This is a genomic window from Vreelandella zhaodongensis, from assembly GCF_013415115.1.
GTDB lineage: Bacteria > Pseudomonadota > Gammaproteobacteria > Pseudomonadales > Halomonadaceae > Vreelandella > Vreelandella zhaodongensis.
The window spans coordinates 115,144-133,316 of sequence record NZ_JACCDD010000007.1; the positions used below are offsets into that span (position 1 = coordinate 115,144).

The following is an 18,173-nucleotide window of genomic DNA, read 5'->3' on the forward strand; positions in this document are numbered from 1 at the left end:
GCAAGCGCGGGCGTTTCTAGAAGAAGTGGGGATCAATCGTCTACATCTCACATATCGGGCGGCATATCTTCTTGGTCTTCTGCCGTCACCATAAACGATGTTTTAAACATCATGTACAGCCCAAACCCCGAGAACCCTAGAAATAGCACAAACATACATAGCATTAGCACCATCGCCATAACGCTTTTCCCTGAAAGTGTGCGGCCACTGCGTTGACGTTTTATAACCGCTGAAGATAGGTTCACACCAGAGGATAGCCCAAAAAGCCGCGCTCATCTGTACAAACGCTGTGCAGAGGAGCGGCAAGAAAAGCAAAACAGCCTAAAATAAAAGCAAAATCAATACGTTGAAGATAATGAGTTAACGCAAAAAAACCACCCCGCTTTCACGGGATGGTCATTTTGCATCGTTACCATTCCTTTGCCTTGATGATCAGCGCTTCCTTACACTGATAAGGGTGAGCAGGCTAAATGTCCTTTCGAATCCTTTCGCTTTTGAGGCTCCATGCCCTCCTTCAATACCCTATTAGCCTGCTCACGCTATTAAATAAGATGGTTTTCAAAACTGTCGGCTTTAAAATTGATACCGTGGCGTAGGCGACTAACTAATATTTTGCAGATAGTAGACCAAAGCTCTAGATTAATCAAAAAAACATTATTTAACAAATACTTATAATGAAAAAAAATTAACACTTTTTAGCCACTCACAGCAGATTGCCTGTATCGAACTGGCACATGCGACAAAAATGCATGGCCAATTAGACCAAACAGCTCTGAAACCTGTGGCAGCTAGCGGCAACAGCGATTATTTTTACAAAAGCATACCTAATCACCCTGGCTGGCCTGGGCAACTCGATATATGGAGTCATCTCATGAAACGCGTCATTGCTCGCTGTTTAATCATGGTAGTCACACTATTGCTGATCAGCGGCTGCAATACTATCCGCGGCGCAGGTGAAGATATCGAACGAGGCGGCGAAGCTATTCAGCGATCGGCAGGTGGCTAATGACGATGATGACAGTTTATCTTTCTCACGGGCTGGAGAGCGGCCCAGGCGCCTTAAAAGTACAAGCGCTTAAAGGAGTCGCAGAAACGCTGGATGACTGCGAACCCGTGGTCATGGATTATCGCGGCATCGATGAGCCTCAGCGGCGCTTACACCACTTACTCACTACCATCGCCGACCGCAACGACACGTTGACGAACTGCGTGCTAGCTGGCTCAAGTTTAGGCGGCTGGTTGAGTGCAGCCGTCAGCGCACAACAGCCTGTATTAGGCTGCTTTTTATTAGCCCCCGCGCTTGGTCTGCCCGACTACCCGCAAACCTCGCTGACACTTCAAGCAAAGCACACGCATATTATTCACGGATGGCGCGATGACGTGGTCCCCCCTGGCCCAGTGATTGAGCATGCTCACCAACAGCGACTATCACTGCGTATGGTTGATGATGACCACCGCCTACATAACAGTCTTGAGACTATTCTCATCGACTTCGAACGTTTCTTGCATCAGTCCGCAGCACAGCCGCACACTCACTAATGCGCTCAGTGACGAAGTGTTACAACAAATAGTCGACATACGCCAAGCAAAGCTATACAAATGGTGTACACAACAGAGGGAGATACTCATGTTTGGACTATTCAAGCGCAACCCCACCAAGAAACTTCAGCAAGATTACGAGCGTAAACTGCAAGCGGCGATGGAAGCATCACGCAATGGCGATATGCGGGCGAACGCCACACTGACCGAAGAAGCAGAAGCCATCCTGACTGAAATTAATCGCTTAAAAGCTGGAGAAGGTTAGGAAAAACCTATGGGACGTCGCTCAACGTCTGCCGCTGTCCTTGCTTGCAGCTTGCTACCGTCGATGGCTAATGCTGACTGCCCAGCCCCAGGGCAGTGGTGGCAGTCACACCAGGTGGTACCAAACAGCAGTATTCTAGCGCAAGCGGCAACACATCAGGTCGTTCTCTTGGGCGAACAACACGATGCTGTTGAGCACCATCGTTGGCAGCTGCACACCTTAGCAGGGCTTCACGCCCTACGTGACGATATGGTCATCGGGTTAGAAATGCTGCCCCGACGCGCGCAGTCGGCACTCGACGACTGGGTCGCTGGCCGTTTAACAGAAGATGAGCTGCTTGAGCAGACACGCTGGAATGAGAGCTGGGGATTCGATGCCACACTCTACTTACCTATTCTTCACTTTGCTCGCGTTCAGCAAATCCCCCTTGTGGCGTTAAATATTTCGCCTGCGCTTCGTCAGCGCTTGGTAAGCGAAGGTTTTTCCAACGTACCTGCTGAACAGCGACACGATATTCCTGCCCCACAACCGCCTAGCGACGCTTACGAAGAACGCTTAAAAGAAGCATTTGACCAGCATGATATGGGTGATAACCCAGAAATGTTCGACCGTTTTACCCAGGCTCAGCTTAGCTGGGACATCGCCATGGCCAAAGCCCTTGCTGATGCCTCTGACGACGGCACCTTGATCATTGGTCTTATGGGTTTAGGCCATGTGCTTTATGACGATGGCGTAGCGCACCAGCTGAATGGGTTAGGTGTTGATCGTACATTCAGCCTACTTCCCTGGGAGCCAACTGCGTGCGAAACACCCGACCCCGATGCAGCAGATGCCGTCTTTATACTGAACCCGCTGGCCGAGGAAAACAGCGTTAATAATGAGCTGGAGTCGTTTGGTACTTTTTAAGTCCTCGCCTTAAATGACCGACATCGTTTACTGGTGCCTTCGCAAACTCACTGCCACGAACAAAAATCCCAGCGGAATATAGATAAAACAAATAGCTATATTGTATTGCTTTTATTTCCGATCCCCGTCTGCTTGCCGTCTATAGCCAATGTATATACAACATGTTCAACCGTTGATTGTCTCGTTGAAAAACGTGATATTACTCATTGATTAACGAACAGCCGACTCATAGGGTGATGTCTTCATCCAACTCCAACAAGAAACGCCTATGACGCCTGAAACTCAAATGCAGCGCAAAAACCTGTGGTCCGGTTTGGGAGTAACGCTACTCTCCTGCTGGTTGCTTGCATGGCTCATTCCTCGTTACGGAGGGTCTGGCATGGCGTTTGGCATGCACCCTCAAAGGCTTGCAACACTAGGCGCCTGGGTCATGCTGCTGTGCGCCGCCACTCTTGCTGTCGCTAGCTTTATACAGCTCAAAAAACAGCGCGCTTCGCTTTTCCAGCTACCACCGTTAACAGATGCCTGGCATCAAACCTGGCCTTTTTTATACGTTTTATTCTTTATTCTTCTGGCCACGTTCTTGCCTCTCACCTGGCTGGCTCCTTTTATTCTGGGCACTCTTGTTGCGCTACTAGGCGAGCGACGCTGGTATGTGGTGCTGCTGACCGCAGCCATCCCCACCACCGCACTTTATGTCTTAACCGTCCACCTGATGCGCATAGGAGTCGTTTAACATGCCTGAACTTAGCGCAATTACCGGCGCGTTTGGCGACGCCCTCACGCTTCACTCTATCAGCGTTATCTTGGGCGGCGTGCTGCTTGGTTATTTAGTAGGTGTTATCCCTGGATTGAATCGCTCTGTTGCCATTGCCATTGCCATTCCACTAACGTTTTACATGTCAGCATACGCGGCGATTGCCTTCCTTATTGGCCTTTCCAAAGGTACGGCGGCAGGCAGTGCTGTCTCGGCTATATTGCTTAACACGCCTGGGGAACCCTCCTCTGCTGCCACTTGCTTAGACGGTTATCCCATGGCCAAAAACGGCCAACCGCGTAAAGCACTTAAAGTCGGCCTGTTGGCGTCTGTGATTGGCGACTTACTGGCGACGTTGCTACTTATCGTTGTTGTCATTCCGTTTGCATCCATTGCTCTAAAATTTGGGCCTTACGAACTCGCTGCCATTCTTATTTTTGCGCTTGTGTTTATTGCCGGCATGGCGGGTGGCTCTTTCTTAAAAGGGATGGCAGCAGGCGGCATGGGGGTCATTCTAGGAACGGTCGGTCTCGACCCAGAAACAGGTGCCATGCGCTTCACCTTTGGCTTTGCAGAATTAATGGAGGGCGTCCCCATCCTTCCTCTAGTCATCGGCACGCTCGCGCTGTCTGAAATGTTTGTGCAGTTAGACGAGTACCGACGCGTCAAAGGCGGCAGCTCTGTTCGCCTGGGCAACGACCCCAATGATGATCTCTCCTATAAGGAGTTCAAGAGTACGCTCCCGACCATTTTTAAAAGCACTGGAGTAGGTGCATTTGTCGGCGCACTACCTGGCCTAGGCCCATCGGTTGGCTCGTTTATGGCCTACGGCTTAGCCAAACGAGGCGCCAAAGACCCTGACAGCTATGGTAAAGGCAACCCCAACGGAATTGCCGCCGCTGAAGCCGCCGATAACGCGGTCATTCCCGCAAGCTATATCCCACTGTTCGGCTTAGGCATCCCAGGTAGCGTTTCCGCCGCGCTGTTAGTCGGGGCATTTATGATCCACGGCATTCAGGTTGGCCCACTGATGCTGCGCGACCACCCGCAAATGCTGTTTACTATTTTTGCAGGGATGGTGGTTGCCAGCCTTCTCATGCTGGCCGTCGGATGGTACGGCTTACGTATCTTCGCCAAAGTGACCAATGTGCCGCAAAACATTGTCATTCCAGTGGTTATCTTCTTCTGCTTAGCGGGCATTCAGGTTCAAGGCTACGGCACCTTTGGCCTGTTAACGGTATTTGGTTTCGCTATCTTTGGGTACTTCCTTAAAAAGCACGACTACTCATTTGTCACCTTCCTGGTCGCCTTCATTGTGACCCCGATGTTGGAAATGAATCTGCGCCAGGCCGTTATTCTTTCGGGAGGAGAAATCAGTATTTTACTTCAGCGGCCCATCGCGCTGTTCTTTGTTGTCGCGACAGGCCTGATGGTGCTGCACCTTTTGTGGAGCAGCTTTCGACGCCATCAGCTGCGCCGCCGCTCAATGGCATCATGACGTAGCATTGTTCATTCACTCTGAACAACATTTAGGCATAACACCTAAGAAAAACATCTAAGAAAAAACCACCGAGGAAACGACACTATGAAAAAAACATTACTTAGCTCAGCCCTCATTTCTGCAGCCCTGGCGGTCGGCATGAGTGCCGCTCAGGCGAATGATTTCCCAAGCAAACCGCTTACCTTAGTGGTTGGCTTTGGCGCAGGTGGAAGCACAGACATTCAAGCCCGCGTGCTGGCGAATGTATTAGAAGAAGAGCTGGGACAGCCGGTCAATGTTGTTAACCAGCCCGGTGCTGGGGGTGGCGTGGCTCTAACGCGTCTCGCCAATAACAACGACGAAGGCTATACCTTTGCCTTTGGTACTTCCATGACGATCACCTATGGACCGTTGGCCACTGAAACCGCCTACCAGCTAGATGACTTCCGTTACGTCGCTGGTGTAACGCTAGGCCAGTCAGCCATTGTCACTGGCGAAGGACGCCCCTTCGGCGACAGCTGGGAAGCGCTGGTAGAGTATGCACGTGAAAACCCAGGCACCAGCTACGCGACCCAGACCGCTCTGGATCGTATGATCATTGAGTACATCGCACAGCAGGAAGGGCTTGATTTACGCATCGTACCCACCGCCGGTGGCGCAGGCATGGCTCCATTGATTCTCTCGGGCGATGTGGACTTCGCTTACAGCGGAGGCACGCACTCTGGCTATGCTGAATCTGGCGAAATGCCGGTATTGGTGAGCTTAGCAGAAGATCGTCTGGTGGCTTTCCCTGACGCTCCTACGCTGAAAGAAGCGGGCTACGACATCAACCCTGCTGAAATCCGCTCTGTGATGGTGCCGAAAAATACCCCGGATGCCCACGTAGAGCGCCTGGCAGAAGCCCTGAAAGCGGCGACACAGGATGAGCGCTTTATCGAAATTACCGAAGAGCGCATTTTGATGCCTGTGGTCTATATGACCGAAGACGAAGTCACTCAAACCCTGACCGAACAAACCGAAAGCTACAAAGCGCTGATTGAAGCCCTTGGTGGTATACCTGGCGCTGACGACTAAACAGATAGTGGCTGAAAAGTTGCTAAAAAATCGCCCGCAACAGCGGGCGATTTTTATTGAGGGTCAGCAACACACAATCGTGTTAATTAAAAACCGTGTTAATCGTCTGCCAACGCAGGCAGCAGCGTTTTCAATTTACGGGTAAGCGTATTACGCCCCCAGCCGAGTAACTCAGCGGCTTCCCCTTTACGACCACCAGTATGCTTCAGCGCCGTTTCAATCAGAATACGCTCAAAGTCAGGCACAGCTTCTTCTAATAAGTGTGTATGACCTTCCGCCAACGCATGGTCAGCCCAGTCCCTAAACGCCGAACGCCAATCGCCATGAACACTACTTTCAGAAGCACTGACCGAGCGAAGCTCCGGGGGTAAGTCCTCAATGAGAATTTCGCGACCAGAAGCCATTACCGTTAACCAACGGCAAATATTTTCTAATTGACGAACATTGCCCGGCCAAGGCAGGCGGGTAAGGTGCGCTTCTGCTTCGGGCGTTAACACCTTGATATCAGTGGTCAGCTCTTTGGCTGCTTCCGCCAAGAAATGACGCGTTAAACGTGGAATATCTTCTCGGCGTTCGGAAAGGCGCGGCAGATGAACGCGAATCACGTTTAAGCGGTGGAACAAGTCCTCCCGAAACCGGCCATCGTCAACTAACGACTCCAGGTTCTGGTGGGTAGCCGCAATAATACGCACATCGACTTTCACAGGGGTATGGCCGCCAACGCGATAGAACTCACCGTCGGCTAACACGCGTAGCAAGCGCGTTTGCGTTTCAGCGGGCATATCACCAATTTCATCCAGAAATAGCGTCCCGCCGTTAGCCTGCTCAAAGCGCCCCTGGCGCTGTTGCGCCGCTCCGGTAAACGCGCCCTTCTCATGGCCGAACAGCTCCGACTCAATCAAGTCACGGGGAATCGCCGCCATGTTCAGCGCAATAAACGGCTTACCTGCCCGTGGGCTATGCTGATGCAGCGCCTGAGCAACACGCTCCTTACCCGTACCTGACTCACCGTTAATCAACACCGTGATGTGGGAGTGAGAAAGTCGCCCGATGGCGCGAAACACTTCCTGCATGGCAGGTGCTTCACCAATAATCTCTGCGCTCAACCCTTCAGGCACGCTGACAGGGCGCTGACGCTCCCTGGCATGGGCCACCGCACGTCGCACCAGCGCTAACGCTTCGTCCACATCAAAGGGTTTAGGCAGGTATTCAAATGCGCCCCCTTGGTAAGACGCCACGGCGCTATCGAGATCCGAGTGCGCGGTCATCACAATCACCGGCAGGTCAGGGTGCGCATCTCGTACCCGCGACATTAAATCCAACCCATCAATGCCGGGCATACGAATGTCAGTCACCAACACATCCGGTGGATTTTCTAACAATCGCTCCAGCGCCGTATCCGCACGCTCAATACACTCAACATCCAGGTCTGGCTGTGCCAACGCCCGCTCTAACACCCAACGGATGGCGCGGTCATCATCGACAATAACCACTCGTGCAACATCGGTTTGTGTCGCTTCAGTCATGACGCTTCTCCGGTGAAATTAATAACCAATGGAATCAGTAAACGAAATTCGGTACGTCCAGGGCGTGAGTCGCATTCGATCAATCCTTGATGTTGGTGCAAAATCGACTGAGCAATCGATAGCCCCAGGCCGCTACCTTCAGCGCGCCCAGAAACCATGGGATAGAAAAGCGTTTCACGTAACGTTTCAGGTATACCAGGGCCGTTATCAATCACCCCCACCTCGCTAACTAATCGGTGACGTTCAGCACCCAACGTAAATTGGCGACGTGCACGGGTACGTAGCGTCAATGCAGGCGATGGTGTTCCTGCATCGCTCATGGCCTGCACCGCGTTGCGCGCCACATTCAATAAGGCCTGAATCATTTGTGACTCGTCGCCTGAAAGGTCCGGCAAACTCGGGTCATAATCACGGCGAATTTCAACCTGGGGATGCTCGGCAATCAGCAGCGCTCGCACCCGCTCTAATACCTTATGAATATTGACCGGTTCGTGTTTAACAATACGATTGGGGCCTAACATGGAATCGACTAAGTCACTTAAGCGGTCGACCTCTTCCACAATAATATGGGTGAACTCACGCAGTGCTGGGTCATCCAGATCGCGCTCTAGTAACTGGGCGGCGCCGCGAATCCCGCCGAGGGGATTTTTAACTTCATGGGCCAACCCCCGCGCCAGCACTTTGATGGTTTCCTGACGAGTGGTCAGCGCTTCTTCGCGGGAAATCTGCATCAACCGATCGCGGGGCTCTACTTCTAGCAATAGTTCCTCGGCAGAGAGAGGCGTCACGGTGTAATCCACCGTTAATGGCTCACTGTTCAGCGGCGTAATACGCGCTTCGCGCTGGGTATAGGGATGAAAGGCATCCCGCGCCTTGGCGAGGACATCATCAATACTCTCATCCCCCCCTAACAGCGTGTCTAAACTAATACCCTGCACACGGCTAAAGCTCACTGCCAGCAACGCTTCCGCTGCTGGATTCATCCAGCGAACGCGGAGTTCACCGTCAAGCAGCAAGACTGCGGTGGTGAGATGTTCAAGTAAGCGCTGGTACATGGCGTGTCCTGAAGCGATGCTCTAAAAGATAGCGTTGTTAACATTCAGAAGAGGAATTGCAAAAAGCGCGCCAATTAAGCATAACCGGCTATTTGCACGGCTTAAGGGCAGAAGAAGCAGACAATACGAGCCTTTATAGCGCAGCCTACGACATAACCTCGCCCATTACGCACCATTATAGTGCAAGCAACACATCAACCATCAGCTCGCTATCCGCTTGTATAAAAAAACCCCGCCGAAGCGGGGTTTTGAGCCAATCACACCCGTGGGTGATCTTAGCAGTCGTTCTTAACAACCGGCCTTAGCAGCTATAGTACATATCAAACTCAATCGGATGAGTGGTCATGCGAATACGCTCCACTTCTTCCATCTTGAGGTCGATGTAAGCATCGATCATTTCGTCGGTGAACACGCCACCTTCGGTTAAGAACGCGCGGTCTGCATCGAGTGCTTCCAACGCCTGGTCCAGGCTGTTGGCAACGGTCGGTACTGACTTACCCTCTTCTGGCGGCAGGTCGTACAAGTTCTTATCCATGGCATCGCCAGGATGAATCTTGTTTTTAATGCCATCAATGCCCGCCATTAACATGGCGGAGAATGCCAAGTACGGGTTGGCCGTCGGATCAGGGAAGCGCGTTTCTACACGCTTGCCTTTCGGGCTGGCCGTGTACGGAATACGGATAGACGCAGAACGGTTACGAGCGCTGTAGGCCAGCATAACCGGCGCCTCAAAGCCTGGTACCAAACGCTTGTACGAGTTAGTAGATGCGTTGGTGAAAGCGTTCAGAGCACGAGCGTGCTTGATCACACCGCCAATGTAGTAAAGCGCCATTTCAGAAAGACCCGCGTACTCGTCACCCGCGAACTGGTTCTGACCATCTTTCCAGAACGACTGGTGTACGTGCATACCAGAGCCGTTATCGCCTACTAGCGGCTTCGGCATGAAAGTAGCGGTTTTGCCATAAGCGTGAGCCACGTTGTGGATCACGTATTTCATTTCCTGAACTTCGTCAGCCTTCTTCACCAGCGTGTTGAATTTAACGCCGATTTCGTTCTGACCTGCGTTGGAAACTTCGTGGTGGTGAACTTCCACGGTCTGGCCAATCGCTTCCAGGGTATTACACATCGCACCACGAATATCGTGGAAGCTATCTACTGGAGGCACAGGGAAGTAGCCACCTTTAACACGCGGACGGTGACCTAAGTTGCCGCCATCCACAATGCTGTCAGTTGCCCAGGCGCCTTCGTCAGACGTGATTTTGTACATGGAGCCCTGGATGTCAGATTTCCAATGAACTTCGTCGAAAATGAAGAACTCAGGCTCAGGGCCAAAGAAAGCGGTGTCGCCCAGACCGGTAGACTGCAGATAGGCTTCTGCACGCTTGGCAATGGAACGCGGGTCGCGGTCATAGCCCTGCATGGTGGCAGGCTCGATGATGTCGCAGCGCAGGATCAAGGTAGCGTCTTCGGTGAAGGGGTCAAGGAAACCAGTACCATCTTCAGGGCGAAGAATCATGTCGGATTCGTTGATGCCTTTCCAGCCCTCGATAGAGGAACCATCGAACATCTGACCATTTTCGAAAAACTCTTCGTCCACGTCCCGTGCCGGTACGGTGACGTGCTGCTCTTTACCGCGCGTGTCGGTGAAACGCAGGTCTACCCATTTAACATCATGTTCTTCGATTAGCGCGAGAGTCTTGGCTGACATAGTGTCCTCCGGTATGAACGTGGCTTAAAGCTTGTAACAGTAAGCTACCGATAAAAGTGTTATTCGACAAACCGGCTATTGTTGTAGCACGCCGACAGGCGTCTGCCTACGACCCGCTAGCCGCTACTAAATACAAAGCATAGAACATGCCAACCCTGCACCATTATGGCTTAAAAAAACAACAAGTCATTGTTTCTTAATGCCTAAAATATAAAAAATGATGCTTCTTCATGTGGCATTACGTTTTCTGCACACCAAAAATTCATTTAAAAATGCGACACCAGCTACAGAAATGCACCAACAGTGACCACCAAAAACCCCATCAGCACCAATACAGTGCATATAATGCTAACCTTTGGTGACGACGCCTCTTTGCTATCTACAGAAAACTTTATCTTGCGACAAAAAGAAACTAACACCTACAATCAGTTACAAACCGACAGGTTTCATAACAAAGGAAGTCGTAAACATGGGCACGGTCTGCTTTATTGTTGATGCGTCTGTCACAGGTGCCCTTCTACCGCGTCACCTTCGCGCCATTCGCCAAACGGGTTTAGCAGACCTCACACCGCCCGTCATCGTTACCGGTACGACGGTTGACCCACGCCTCTCGTATATGGAGCAACGCTACCAAGTCCATTGCCTCATTACGCCCTCTTTGCCATTAGGTGCACGAATTAATCAGGCGGCCTATGTCAGCCAAGCGGATTGGCTGCTAATTGCGATGCAACAACAGCCGCTTGAGGCTAAGTTTTGGGGCTTATTTTACCCTCAGTTAGAGACATGCACGCTGGATGCTTTTTTAATTGGTAGCGAACCACCGCGTATATCCGAACGCTTACTCCAATGTTTTCTAGGGTCAGGCGTTGCCAGGCCTCCTTATATTGCGATCCGACGCGCTTGGTTAGAATGCTTAGGAGGCTTAGACCCAGAGCTAGACGAAGTGGCCGCACTCTCTGACTTACTGCAGCGCCTTTATGCATGCCCTACGCGATTACAAACGTTCAACCTTGAAGCACTGCGCCTTTCTCACGACTCGCCAACAAATAACACGTCACCTGAACCACCCCGCACTACGCCCACACGCTAGACATTTAATCGCTTCCCAAACAGCATAGCCCCTGTCGTAGTGGTATTTACGACGTTATTCAATACCACAGAGCCAATCCCACCGACCGCTATCAGCAGCGTTGCGTACACCACCAGTGGGAGCGTGTCAGGCCCAACAACCGCATCGGTGATCGCAAAAAACATCGGATGAGCCAGATAAATTCCGAACGAGTACGCATTGATATAACGCACCCAACGTGGAGCCTTGCGTCCGTTCAAATAGCGCATGAGCCACAGCGTGAACAACACAAAAAAGGGTATCACCCAGACTTCTTTTGAAGAAAAGGCTAACCATCCTGCAAACGTAGCGGCAACAATCAACCCCACGAAACCTATTAACCCATACGGTTTCGATAGCCGTTGCATCCACCTGGGTTGATCAACCTGATTCACTTGAGGGATTAGCGAATAGTAGCGAACCAACACCAAGGCCAGAAAAAACAGATATATCCACCCCAAGGGCGCAATCCAAAGCAAATACCCTGGCGGCTCAACTTCAAACCAATACGCCAACCCCCAATATGCCATGCTCACCAAGCACCCCACCCAGAGCCACGGCACAGGATTAAACCGCCACAGCTGCCAACGGGTATAACACCAATAGGCCGCGTAGAACTGCATCGCAATGATCAAAAAATACCCATGCCAACCTGCATAAATAAAGTAGCCGGTTGCATTGCTGAAGAAGCCCACCGGTTCATCGGTGTACGCAAGCCGCAACCACTCTGCCGTGGAGTAAATAAACCCGTATACGAAATAAGGCAGCATGACGTATTTAACACGCTGAAGAAGAAACCCTGGAGGAACCTGCTTTTCGTAGCGAACGGCAAATACAAACACCGAAATAAATAAAAATGTCGGCGTACCCAGCACCAACGGAAGCCGCATCAGATCGGTGATCACGTTGTCGACCCGTTGGTTTAGATGATCCAGCCAATGAAATAAAAAAACGGCCACACAGCCGTAAGCGCGCAACCAATAAATTTCCTCGATTTTCTGCATCAGCCCTCTCTTAAAGCCTTATCTCTAAGCCTTATCCCTAAGCTATTAGCTGCTACGCTTAACCGAATGAACAGCGACTCGTTCTGCGTTGTCCGACTGTGATAGCGCCATTAAATTCCCGGAGGCTCCGTGTTCGTGACACACCAGATAAAACATGTCACCTCATTAATGAAACGGATGGCGAGCCTGATTGGCGGGCTGTTATTAAGCAGCCACGTCCTGGCAAGCGATGTTTTCTATCAACAGTTTTTCTCGCCCACATTACGTCATCATTACCCCTACAGCGTGTACTTGCCCGACGGCTATGATGCAGATGCGTCCACACCCTACCCTGTTGTCTATCTACTTCATGGCTCGTTTGGTAATGAGCGAGACTGGGTCTCACGCGGCAACCTCCCCCAAGTTGCCGACCGCTTAATCGCAGCAGGCCACTTGCCACCGACCGTTTTTGTTATGCCTGGAAGCCGAAGCTGGTGGGTAGATGGCTACAACGAGCCAGCACGCAGCGCCTTTTTTGACGACCTACTGCCCCATATTGAAAGCGCCTATAACGTAGGCAGTGAACGCCAGCTGCGCGGCGTTGCAGGGCTGTCTGCCGGTGGCTATGGCGCGCTTAACTTTGCCTTAGAACGGCCAGACATGTTTGCCGCGGCAGCCGCCCTCAGCCCAGCCAGCTACGTGCCTGAACCACCCGCCAACTCATCCGCCCGCCGCCACCCAGCGTTTTTAAATGAACAAGGCGAGTTTGATCGCGAGCGTTGGAAGGCACTTAACTACACCGCTCATCTTGAAGACTACCGGCTGAACGTCACGCCACGCCCAACAGGCACACGCGAAATGTATCCTGTGCCTCTGTATATCAGCGCAGGACGAAGCGATGTCTACGATGCTGAATTCCACGCCCGCCTGCTGCGCCAAACCATGGAGAAGATTCAACCAAGCGATGTACGTCTTGACCTTTATCCAGGCGGCCACACGTGGCGCGTATGGAGAGCAAGCCTACCCGCCGCTCTTAACTTCATGTTTCAACATATCGAACCGCCCGCCACCAGCTCGTCAGAATAACGTTGGCAATATCAAAACAATGCACACTACACTGAAGTTTTACGCTAGCTGATTTCGTCAGCATAAGGAGACCAACGATGCATCAACACATTGAATGGGACGAACCCGGTAGCGCCAGCGTGGCAGAGTATTTCAAACATGACCCCGACCACATGCCCCCTTACCCAGGCGCCATTATTTCTGCCCGTTACCAAGGCCGCATTGTGCGGGTAAAAGTAGAAGCCTACCGCGAAGATGATGCCGTCAGTATCGGCAGCGTCGCCGCCATTCTTGATATCCACGGCCACCACCACGAAACGCACTTCAAACTCTCCTTAGGTGATATCGTCAGGCTACCTGACGACAAACGTGCCATGGAACACTGGAAAGAAGACGAGAAAGAGAGGTAACCACGGCCGCGAAAGCGATGTTAACTCAACTGATTTCCCTTACTGCGTGATCATCGTTTGAGTCATAGGGGGTACGGAACGCCTTGCTCGGCGCATTAACCTAACAGGGCGCGCCTTTGAAGGGCGCGACTTGCCAAAATATATCAACGAACAAATTTACCCCGCTTTATGAATTTCTACCGAATGCGGGTAAGGTATTGAAACACCTTGCTTATCAAAGGCTTCTTTGACGACTTTCGTCATATCAAACTTCACATCCCAATAATCCGCGGCATCGACCCAAAGCCGAACGGTAAGGTCCACACTACTAGCACCAAGGTTAGTGACTTTTATCCAAGGTTCGGGATCACCATGAATACGGCTATCAGCCTCGGCCAAGCCCCTGATGATCGTCATGGCCTGATCTGCATCATCGTCATAACCAATCCCGAACTCAAGATCAACACGTCGCGTCGAGTGATGAGAGAAATTGGTGATAATAGCCCCCCAAGCCTGCCCATTAGGCACAATAATTTGCACGTTGTCAGGCGTCACTAATTCGGTCACGAACAGATTGAGATCCTTAACCGTACCGGATGTGCCCCCAATATCCACAAACTGACCCAGCTTGTAAGGGCGAAACATGATCAGCATAAACCCCGCCGCTAGATCACTGAGCGTACCCTGCAACGCCAGGCCAATAGCCAGCGTGGCAGCCCCCAACACTGCAACCAGTGAAGTGGCATGAATACCAAACAGGCCGAGTACCGTAATCAATACAACCAGTAGAATGCCCCACTTCACCAAAGCTGCAAGGAAGTTGCCCAGCGTTGGGTCTATACGTGGTATCGCATTCACCCGTTTACGCACTAAGCTGCTGACTAACCCTGCGACAATCCAGCCTACAATCAACACCAACAATGCTTTCAGTGCATTGATGATCAAGGGAACGTAAGCCCCAAATTGCTCAAAAAAATTTTCCACGACGCAATATCCTCTAGATGGCAACCACCGAAACACACGGTAAAAGCCATGTTAAAACAGTTTTATTTTGGAACACTCTCGTCCTCACTATATTTAACAATTGAAGCAATACAGAGAGAATGCACCGGCACTGAGAGAGTACTCACAGCGGTTGAACGCTGAGCTACCTATCAGCAGCCCTCACGGACGTGGGGAAAACTACGTTTCGTGCCCGGTTGTCATCACTCACGTTGAACGACCGCCGCGGCATGCAAGCCGAACGCCTCACGGTCACCGTCGGCGAGCCTGACAACGCCCAGCAGCTACGCCACACCTACGCCAGCGAAATCGAAGCACTGGAAGCCGCCTAAGCAGAATGGCAACGCTTGCAACCCGGCGTCGCCTTTTTCAGCATTACCCAAGCGGTAGGCGACCCCAACGTATTCCCCGACGCCCACCCAATGCATTGGCTGGAAACCCCAAATCGACGCCACCCCATGGGTCATCACCGAGGTAACCCACAACCTCACCGACACCAGCTACACCACTGCGTTGGAGTTAGAAACCCGAAACGCCCCTAGCCAAAAAAGATGCGCCTAGAGTTATAAAAATAATTGATAAAAGATAACCCCGGAGTTATATTTAAATCATCAAGGGCAAACAAGGGGCAGGGGGTGAAAAGCAGAGACATTATCAAAGAGATCGAGGCGGATGGGTGGTACCTTGATCGGGTTAGCGGGAGTCACCACATATTCAAGCACCCCACAAAATCCGGCAGCGTACCAGTGCCACACCCGAAAAAGGACGTACCCAAGGGTACGCTAAACAGTATCAGGAAACTCGCCGGGCTAAAGTAGCCCAGCAGTTAAACCACATAGGAGGGCCGCACTATGCAATATCCAATTGCGATTGAATGGGGCGACGACCAATATGCCACCGGCATCGTAATTCCTGATATTCCTGGGGCGATAACGGCAGGCGATACCACCGAACAGGCCTATCAATTGGCGGTTGAGGTTGCACACATTCAACTAGAAGAGTTGGCTAATGAAGGCAAGGACATTCCCATGCCTCGAAGCATCGCAGAACACCGGAAAAACCCCGAGTTTGAAGGCTGGGGATGGGGCATTATCGACATCGATGTCACTCCCTACCTGGGCAAAACCGAAAAAGTGAATGTCACCCTGCCAGGGCATGTCATTCGCCAAATCGACAACTACGTCACCGCTCACGGCATCAAAAGTCGCTCCGCGTTTCTCGCCAACGCCGCACTAGAAAAGCTCACCCACGCATAAACAAAAGCCCCCAGCCATAAACTAGCTGGGGGCGACTGCCATCGCAGAATTCTGGCGAAGCGGAAACCGCCACGGGTGCAACAAGGCGACAGTTGTTATGGTCTCAGAAATAAAGCAGCAGCGATGTAAGCCATCACCGCCAACGTGTGTAGGAAAGAAGCACCCCACGGGCGTGGGGAAGACGTGTGTGCTGCTTGTTGGTGGCCACCTTCGGTGGAAACACCCCCACGGGCGTGGGGAAGACACTCAGACAGGCCTCTACCCTCCTGGTCTGTCAGAAACACCCCCACGGGCGTGGGGAAGACGCAACCATCGCACGTGCGTGCTCGAACATCAGAGAAACACCCCCACGGGCGTGGGGAAGACCGAGGCAAGACTCATACTTTAGGCTGCAAAGTAGAAACACCCCCACGGGCGTGGGGAAGACTCAAACGTCAGCTCCAAGCCTTTGGCACCGGTGGAAACACCCCCACGGGCGTGGGGAAGACCGTAATACCGCGACCGCCATAATGAAGGTAAGAGAAACACCCCCACGGGCGTGGGGAAGACAGCGCTACACGGCTACGCTGCCCTTCTAATCCAGAAACACCCCCACGGGCGTGGGGAAGACTCAGTGTGCATAAGCACATCGAGGTTTTTGCTGGAAACACCCCCACGGGCGTGGGGAAGACAATCTATCGAGTTTTCATACAGAGCCAGGGCTAGAAACACCCCCACGGGCGTGGGGAAGACACTCATCTTCAACGATAGCGGCGACAGTCATAAGAAACACCCCCACGGGCGTGGGGAAGACGATCTTGTAGATCCCACGACAGGTCTTTGGTGAGAAACACCCCCACGGGCGTGGGGAAGACCGTTTACTTTTTTTGTAACCGTCTCAGATTTAGGAAACACCCCCACGGGCGTGGGGAAGACTTGATTGACGTTAAGTGCCTCAGCGGTTTGGAGGAAACACCCCCACGGGCGTGGGGAAGACATGGATATAACCCCTCCGAAGAGGGGTTGGTTGGAAACACCCCCACGGGCGTGGGGAAGACATGGATATAACCCCTCCGAAGAGGGGTTGGTTGGAAACACCCCCACGGGCGTGGGGAAGACATGGATATAACCCCTCCGAAGAGGGGTTGGTTGGAAACACCCCCACGGGCGTGGGGAAGACTACGCGATCCAGTAGCGTTGCATCATCCAGCAGGAAACACCCCCACGGGCGTGGGGAAGACAGCAGAAGCGGCGGGCATGCCGCACCGGATGAAGAAACACCCCCACGGGCGTGGGGAAGACTACACCCCAGTGCCGCCGCTAGAAAACCTCATGGAAACACCCCCACGGGCGTGGGGAAGACATCTCGATCACGGCCCCGGAAAAGTCCGGGTCGGAAACACCCCCACGGGCGTGGGGAAGACATCGCCGCATTTCAGTGAGTGAGAGCGAGCATAGAAACACCCCCACGGGCGTGGGGAAGACCGTCATCCCAGCCAGAGCTTTGCATGCCTGCCAGAAACACCCCCACGGGCGTGGGGAAGACACCCTACAGGCCATCAACAAAGCCACCGGCCCAGAAACACCCCCACGGGCGTGGGGAAGACACCTTCAGCAGTAACGCCGCGGATAACGAGTGGGAAACACCCCCACGGGCGTGGGGAAGACTCACAGCCCCCGCTAATGCGGTGGAGATGCGCGGAAACACCCCCACGGGCGTGGGGAAGACTATACACTTTGTCGCTAATCAAACAGCCCGTGAGAAACACCCCCACGGGCGTGGGGAAGACTCAGCAGGCGAGCGAGCAAGAGTTGCTAGCATGGAAACACCCCCACGGGCGTGGGGAAGACTTATCCGCGACGGTTTCCCAGCTGATGAAGCTGGAAACACCCCCACGGGCGTGGGGAAGACCGACGCAGCACGGCCAGCCCTTGGCTAGTGGCGGAAACACCCCCACGGGCGTGGGGAAGACCAAGAACTGAGTGCTATGAGTCTAGAGGAGTTGGAAACACCCCCACGGGCGTGGGGAAGACGGATTTTCACGGCCGAATGCGGCGAAGGTAAAGGAAACACCCCCACG

General features: G+C 52.6%; 19 protein-coding genes and 1 CRISPR repeat array (1 of these 20 running past the window's edge). Of the genes, 13 read left to right on the forward strand and 6 right to left on the reverse strand.

What is annotated here, in order from left to right:
- Window positions 1-47: 47 nt before the first annotated feature.
- On the reverse strand, window positions 48-179 hold the full coding sequence (locus HZS79_RS16895; protein ID WP_274380150.1) for a hypothetical protein: 132 nt from the start codon (window positions 177-179) through the stop codon (window positions 48-50).
- A gap of 692 nt (window positions 180-871) precedes the next feature.
- On the opposite strand from HZS79_RS16895, the gene HZS79_RS13200 reads away from it, so the two are divergent.
- From HZS79_RS13200 to HZS79_RS13230, 7 genes are all read left to right on the forward strand, one after another.
- Window positions 872-1,006 (forward strand): entericidin A/B family lipoprotein, encoded by a 135-nt coding sequence (locus HZS79_RS13200; protein WP_162217850.1) that lies wholly within the window; start codon window positions 872-874, stop codon window positions 1,004-1,006.
- Window positions 1,007-1,011: 5 nt separating this feature from the next.
- The gene (locus tag HZS79_RS13205; RefSeq protein ID WP_162217966.1) at window positions 1,012-1,539 is read left to right on the forward strand and encodes a YqiA/YcfP family alpha/beta fold hydrolase; all 528 of its coding nucleotides are present in this window, start codon (window positions 1,012-1,014) and stop codon (window positions 1,537-1,539) included.
- A gap of 88 nt (window positions 1,540-1,627) precedes the next feature.
- Window positions 1,628-1,804: a DUF6435 family protein gene (locus tag HZS79_RS13210; RefSeq protein ID WP_162217851.1), complete on the forward strand. Its 177-nt coding sequence runs from the start codon at window positions 1,628-1,630 to the stop codon at window positions 1,802-1,804.
- A gap of 9 nt (window positions 1,805-1,813) precedes the next feature.
- Window positions 1,814-2,710, forward strand: coding sequence for a ChaN family lipoprotein (locus tag HZS79_RS13215; RefSeq protein WP_162217852.1), 897 nt, complete (start codon window positions 1,814-1,816; stop codon window positions 2,708-2,710).
- A 268-nt stretch (window positions 2,711-2,978) separates the two neighbouring features.
- Complete coding sequence (locus HZS79_RS13220; RefSeq protein WP_162217853.1) at window positions 2,979-3,446, forward strand: hypothetical protein; 468 nt, start codon at window positions 2,979-2,981, stop codon at window positions 3,444-3,446.
- A 1-nt stretch (window position 3,447) separates the two neighbouring features.
- The gene (locus HZS79_RS13225; protein WP_162217854.1) at window positions 3,448-4,965 is read left to right on the forward strand and encodes a tripartite tricarboxylate transporter permease; all 1,518 of its coding nucleotides are present in this window, start codon (window positions 3,448-3,450) and stop codon (window positions 4,963-4,965) included.
- An 87-nt stretch (window positions 4,966-5,052) separates the two neighbouring features.
- Window positions 5,053-6,021 (forward strand): Bug family tripartite tricarboxylate transporter substrate binding protein, encoded by a 969-nt coding sequence (locus tag HZS79_RS13230; RefSeq protein ID WP_179928110.1) that lies wholly within the window; start codon window positions 5,053-5,055, stop codon window positions 6,019-6,021.
- Between the two features lie 98 nt (window positions 6,022-6,119).
- Here HZS79_RS13230 and glnG read toward each other — a convergent pair whose 3' ends face one another.
- From glnG to glnA, 3 genes are all read right to left on the reverse strand, one after another.
- Window positions 6,120-7,547, reverse strand: a complete 1,428-nt coding sequence (gene glnG, locus HZS79_RS13235) for a nitrogen regulation protein NR(I) (RefSeq protein ID WP_162217856.1) — start codon at window positions 7,545-7,547, stop codon at window positions 6,120-6,122.
- Window positions 7,544-8,602 carry a nitrogen regulation protein NR(II) gene (gene glnL / locus HZS79_RS13240; RefSeq protein WP_162217857.1) on the reverse strand — a complete coding sequence of 353 codons (1,059 nt, stop codon included), beginning with the start codon at window positions 8,600-8,602 and terminating at the stop codon, window positions 7,544-7,546. The genes glnG and glnL overlap by 4 nt, the downstream gene beginning before the upstream one ends.
- A gap of 301 nt (window positions 8,603-8,903) precedes the next feature.
- The gene (glnA, locus tag HZS79_RS13245; protein WP_162217858.1) at window positions 8,904-10,310 is read right to left on the reverse strand and encodes a glutamate--ammonia ligase; all 1,407 of its coding nucleotides are present in this window, start codon (window positions 10,308-10,310) and stop codon (window positions 8,904-8,906) included.
- A gap of 469 nt (window positions 10,311-10,779) precedes the next feature.
- Here glnA and HZS79_RS13250 point away from each other — a divergent pair, with 469 nt between their 5' ends.
- Entirely contained in the window at window positions 10,780-11,400 is a 621-nt protein-coding gene (locus tag HZS79_RS13250; RefSeq protein ID WP_179928111.1) for a hypothetical protein, read from the forward strand.
- Here HZS79_RS13250 and HZS79_RS13255 read toward each other — a convergent pair.
- Window positions 11,397-12,422, reverse strand: coding sequence for an acyltransferase family protein (locus tag HZS79_RS13255; RefSeq protein ID WP_162217860.1), 1,026 nt, complete (start codon window positions 12,420-12,422; stop codon window positions 11,397-11,399). The two genes, HZS79_RS13250 and HZS79_RS13255, sit on opposite strands and share 4 nt — an antisense overlap.
- A gap of 177 nt (window positions 12,423-12,599) precedes the next feature.
- Here HZS79_RS13255 and HZS79_RS13260 point away from each other — a divergent pair, with 177 nt between their 5' ends.
- Window positions 12,600-13,487 carry an alpha/beta hydrolase gene (locus HZS79_RS13260; RefSeq protein WP_246311477.1) on the forward strand — a complete coding sequence of 296 codons (888 nt, stop codon included), beginning with the start codon at window positions 12,600-12,602 and terminating at the stop codon, window positions 13,485-13,487.
- A gap of 77 nt (window positions 13,488-13,564) precedes the next feature.
- Window positions 13,565-13,876, forward strand: coding sequence for a hypothetical protein (locus HZS79_RS13265; protein WP_162217861.1), 312 nt, complete (start codon window positions 13,565-13,567; stop codon window positions 13,874-13,876).
- A gap of 156 nt (window positions 13,877-14,032) precedes the next feature.
- Here the strand turns inward: HZS79_RS13265 and HZS79_RS13270 are convergent, their stop codons facing one another.
- Window positions 14,033-14,839 carry a mechanosensitive ion channel domain-containing protein gene (locus HZS79_RS13270; protein WP_162217862.1) on the reverse strand — a complete coding sequence of 269 codons (807 nt, stop codon included), beginning with the start codon at window positions 14,837-14,839 and terminating at the stop codon, window positions 14,033-14,035.
- 188 nt (window positions 14,840-15,027) lie between these two features.
- Between HZS79_RS13270 and HZS79_RS13275 the strand changes: the two genes are divergently transcribed.
- The 3 genes from HZS79_RS13275 to HZS79_RS13285 all read left to right on the forward strand — a co-directional run bounded on the left by HZS79_RS13275 (window position 15,028) and on the right by HZS79_RS13285 (window position 16,113).
- Complete coding sequence (locus HZS79_RS13275) at window positions 15,028-15,189, forward strand: hypothetical protein (protein ID WP_179928112.1); 162 nt, start codon at window positions 15,028-15,030, stop codon at window positions 15,187-15,189.
- A 303-nt stretch (window positions 15,190-15,492) separates the two neighbouring features.
- Window positions 15,493-15,675, forward strand: a complete 183-nt coding sequence (locus HZS79_RS13280) for a type II toxin-antitoxin system HicA family toxin (RefSeq protein ID WP_179928177.1) — start codon at window positions 15,493-15,495, stop codon at window positions 15,673-15,675.
- 33 nt (window positions 15,676-15,708) lie between these two features.
- Window positions 15,709-16,113, forward strand: a complete 405-nt coding sequence (locus HZS79_RS13285; RefSeq protein WP_179928113.1) for a type II toxin-antitoxin system HicB family antitoxin — start codon at window positions 15,709-15,711, stop codon at window positions 16,111-16,113.
- Between the two features lie 155 nt (window positions 16,114-16,268).
- A CRISPR array of direct repeats spans window positions 16,269-18,173; the repeat unit is 28 nt; unit sequence GAAACACCCCCACGGGCGTGGGGAAGAC; it runs 2,510 nt beyond the window's last position.